This window comes from Oleiphilus sp. HI0117 (genome assembly GCF_001635235.1).
In genome coordinates this window covers 1-4127 of sequence record NZ_LWGA01001010.1, presented here as the reverse complement: position 1 = coordinate 4127, position 4127 = coordinate 1, and the positions used below count along the sequence as shown (strand labels likewise).

The 4127-nt window shown below is 45.0% G+C and carries 4 protein-coding genes and 1 pseudogene; all 5 read right to left on the bottom strand.

Annotated elements, in window-relative coordinates:
• A partial coding sequence (locus A3757_RS18155; RefSeq protein WP_156506398.1) for an AAA family ATPase occupies positions 1-799 on the bottom strand: 799 nt, incomplete at its 3' end.
• Positions 769-1368: a nicotinamide riboside transporter PnuC gene (pnuC, locus tag A3757_RS18150; protein ID WP_082865337.1), complete on the bottom strand. Its 600-nt coding sequence runs from the start codon at positions 1366-1368 to the stop codon at positions 769-771. The genes A3757_RS18155 and pnuC, both read right to left, overlap by 31 nt.
• Positions 1365-2237, bottom strand: coding sequence for a hypothetical protein (locus tag A3757_RS18145; RefSeq protein WP_068567402.1), 873 nt, complete (start codon positions 2235-2237; stop codon positions 1365-1367). Before A3757_RS18145 ends, pnuC begins: the two co-directional genes overlap by 4 nt.
• Positions 2238-2443: 206 nt before the next feature.
• Entirely contained in the window at positions 2444-3202 is a 759-nt protein-coding gene (istB, locus tag A3757_RS18140; RefSeq protein WP_068510153.1) for an IS21-like element helper ATPase IstB, read from the bottom strand.
• A gap of 30 nt (positions 3203-3232) precedes the next feature.
• Positions 3233-4127 (bottom strand): annotated as a pseudogene (locus A3757_RS26965) (IS21 family transposase); the annotation flags it as partial.

Here is a 4127-nt window from a genome sequence, read left to right as displayed (position 1 = left end):
GTGAATAGCAAAGCGTTGTAACAGGAGAAGTATCACAAAAGATATACCGTCTCGCCTGTCTCTGAGCGAGATCCTCTTTATGAGTCTGTGTAATGCAAATATCTATCAGATCTTCTGGCGTAAGGTCGCCATTTTTTTCTTCCCATAAATCTCTGCCGTATTCTTCAACCAGCGGCTCATTAAATTGTTCAGAGAGAAGCCGAGATAGCTTTGATTTACCTGTTGATTCAGCCCCTAGGAAAACAATCTTTTGGACGCTAAAGTCAGCTTGGACAGATTGATCGATTAGCCCATTGTCTTGGTTCCGAGTAGAACGCATAAGTGAGCCACTTACCGGATAAGTTTCCCTGTTGAGGTCGACACAAACATGCTCGACAGGAGAACCAAAACCAGTCGCTGGATCACTCAGAAATTGAGCGAAGCCATCCCCATATTCTTCACTCGTAAAGACTGCATCAACTTCCAAACCAAACTTGTATGAAAGAAGTCGATAGGTGAAATGCCGATGCATATGGTCAGCTTCACTATTGCTGGGCATTGGAAGATTCCAAGCGCTATGAGCTCGCCAAGACTCGACCGTGGCAGCATCAACACACAGAACGCTAGCGGATGGAAAAACTGATTTTATCCAATGCTCTCTTATCTTGGCAGAGCAGGATGGAAACTCAGGCCTTGAGTAGCTGATGACGACAACATCTTCACACTGATTAAATGCGTTTTGTATTAGATACTCGTGCCCTTTATGAAGAGGTGAAAATTTTCCAACGACTAATCCGCGCTTAAAGGGCTTTGTTGCCAAGTCTTTTCTCCCTTATTTTCACTCCTGTATATTTTTATCCACGAATACAGCCCATACCACGCATTGCACCAGAACAAGCCGTACACAAACGCCGTCAGATAAAGCTCTCGGGAGAAGTAAAGCGGGACAGCGACGGTATCTACGATCAACCAGCAAACCCATGTCTCTAGCCTTCTCTTCATCAAAAGAAACTGCGCAAGAACGCTAAACATGAGAACAATTGAATCGATAAATGGCGCGTACGCATCCGTCATCTCATGCAAAAGCCATCCATAGGCTAAGGTTGCTAAGACTGCAGCTGCTATGAATGAAACGAAATTTGTCATTTTGGTTCGCTGAATCGGGTGTAATTGTTTTTTAGCCCCCCAATACATCCAGCCATAGATGCTCGTGAGTATGAAGAACACCATCAGCGTGACGTCTGCATAGAGATTGACCTGATAGAACAGAACGGCAAACAAGCCGCAGCCTATGATACCAGTCCACCACGTGTTTACATTGTTTCTCGCTGCCAATATGACGCTGATAACAAATACTGCGTTTGCAGACCATTCCAAATAGCTAATCAAAATATGTTCCTTAAATCACTTGAATATTGAATTATTTTTTTATCGCTGCTTACTTTCTCAAACAGATTGATCTGAACCTGTTGGCCAAGCTTAGTTTCCAATAACTGTTTAATTGAATCCGAATACGTCTCATTCGGCAAAGTTATAGTCAGTGTACCTTCTGCATATTGATGCAAAGAAAACTGAGATAATGGAAATTTCTGTAGCATATGCGTGACATCAACATTGTTAAGCCATACACCATCTTTAGTCTTATACTGAACCGGCGGCCGCCCTTCTAGATCTCTGATGTACCAATGCCCGTCTTCAAGCTCGAGTCTTCCAAAATCACCGGTGCGATAACGTATCAACGGCAGATAATCGTTAAACCCACCGGTCAAAACAATCTCCCCTCTTTCTCCGCAATCAACCGGATTGCCATTGGCATCAAGGATCTCGACTAGAAGTTTTGACTGAAGAAGTCGAAAGCCTTCTTTGCCGGGCACACTGCAACCTACTGGCCCAACCTCATTCAGAGAATATAAATCTAAGATCGGACACTTATACCGAGATTCAAAATCATCCCGAACTGCTTTCAACAAAGTCATTGACGTACTGAGTATTGCCTTCGGCCGATGCCTAAACGGGATCATTGAAAGTTCTGACAAAGATATTGGGTCGCCAGAGATAAGGTCTGGTTTGTTGAGGTCGATGTAAAGCTCCCGATCATCAGGACTACCCCAATCGTTTGGATGAAAATTTAACTTCAACAACGCTTTATTGTTCAGATAGGGAGACACAGACGCATAAGTGAAACAACTCTCTTGAAACCCTGCCAAGATAACAGCGAGATCACTTCGGAACTCTCCCGTATCCACGTAATTCCACAATAGAGCTTTCTTATGATAAGCGCTGTATCTTGCTGCGACGATGGGATGAGATGGTATCGTTAACGCGTGCCCAGTTGTACCGGATGTTTCATAAGCAATTATCCGATCAAGAGGCAAATGATCAGGTGCGTATTCCGCTAAAACTGATCAGCCGTTGCGCTGAACGTGATCACTTGTTTCCCATCCATGCATCGTGAGTTGTCTTTTTACTTCAAGTGATCATCTTCAGTCAACGAAGTTAGTACTTTTCTCATCGATTCTCCTTTTAAGTTAAGTTTGTGAGCGTTATGCAGTAGCCGGTCTAATATGGCGTCAGCCAAGGTCGGATCGTCGATAAATTTATGCCACTTCGTCATCGGTAATTGGCTAGTCACTATGGTCGATTTACTGTTGTGGCGATCTTCCATAATTTCGAGTAGATCATTTTTTTGAGGCTGTGTTAAAGCCTCCAAGCCCCAGTCATCGATAATTAGAACATCAGCCTTGGCTATTTGGTTTAAGAGTCTTAGGTAGCTACCATCGCCGTGTGAGATGGTCAGCTGCTCGAACAACCGCGAGGCTCTGAAGTATCGTACTTGATAACCGTGCAGACAGGCATGATGTCCTAATGCACAAGCAAGATAGGTTTTTCCGCAGCCTGTTGGTCCCGTCATTACCAGATTTTGCCCTTTGCTTATCCAGGTATTGCTTTGCAAGCCCGCGACTGTACTTTGCTTTAAGCCACGTGGGTGGCTGTAGTCGATATCTTCCATTCTAGCGGTGACCTTGAAGCGAGCAGCCTTGAGCAATCGTTGTAAGCGTTTGTCGTGCCGGTAAGTCACTTCTTGTTGTACTGCTAGGTTAATTCGTTCGGCGAAGCTAAGCTCTTCATAGGTATTGGGTTGATTAAACTGCATCTCTAGTGCTTCGGCTAAACCGGTTAACTTGAGCTGTCGAAGTTGCTGTAAGCTTTGTGTTTCTAACATGTTTTTTCCTATTGGTTTTGGGGTGGGTTTTTAGTGGTAGTAATCAGCGCCGCGCACGTTACGATGAGTCTCTGTTTGAGGTGATGGCGAAGTCTGAGGTGATAATGGAAGTGGCAGTTGATCCATATTGCTTTCTAATATGGACTTAATATTTGCCAGTCGTCGGGCATTGATATGCTGAGCCCGTAAGCAAGCGGCTTCTAATCTTTCTGGTGTGTATTGTTTTGCCAGATTCAGTAAACCCAAGCAGACTCGATAAGCTTGTTCGGGTACCTTCTTTTGTTCGAGTAGGTTTAGTACGATGGATTGCGTTGCAGGCCCGATTCGAGCGCCCCAAGAGATCAGTCTCTCCGGCGTCCAGGCTTGGTGCTTTCGATGGGGCTCAGGCATGTGGTGAGCATTGGTGGTAAAACCCCCTTGGCGCAAGCTCCTAGCATGTCGTGCAACCTGTTTTCCTTTGAAGAAAATAGCAACGCTATCTTGGCTTGCTTGGGCTTCTACTTGAGACTTCACCAGATGATGAGGTACTGAGTAATAATGCTTGTCGAACTCTATGTGGTAGTCGATATTAACGCGTGCAAGTTTGAACTCGACATACTCATAATGCTTCGCGGGAAGCGATTTAAGCGCTGGCTTATCCAAGGCTTCAAATTGACTTAAGCGGGAACCCGGTAGTTTCTTAAAGGCACGGCGGTTAAGGTCATCTAGCAAGACCTTAATAGTCTGATTTAGATCTGCCAGCGTGAAGAAGGTTTGATGTCGTAGTCGAGCCAGTATCCAGCGCTGCACGATCAATACCGCGTTTTCTGCTTTTGCTTTATCCTTGGGCTTGAGTGGCCTAGCGGGAATGATCGCCGTTTTATAATGTGATGCCATGTGCTGGTAGCTCACATTGATACCGGGGTCATAACGAGCTGGCTTGCTG

Coding starts and splice junctions, on each gene's coding strand:
- istB (WP_068510153.1), bottom strand. CDS start 3,202: ATGTTAGAAACACAAAGCTTACAGCAACTTCGACAGCTCAAGTTAACC.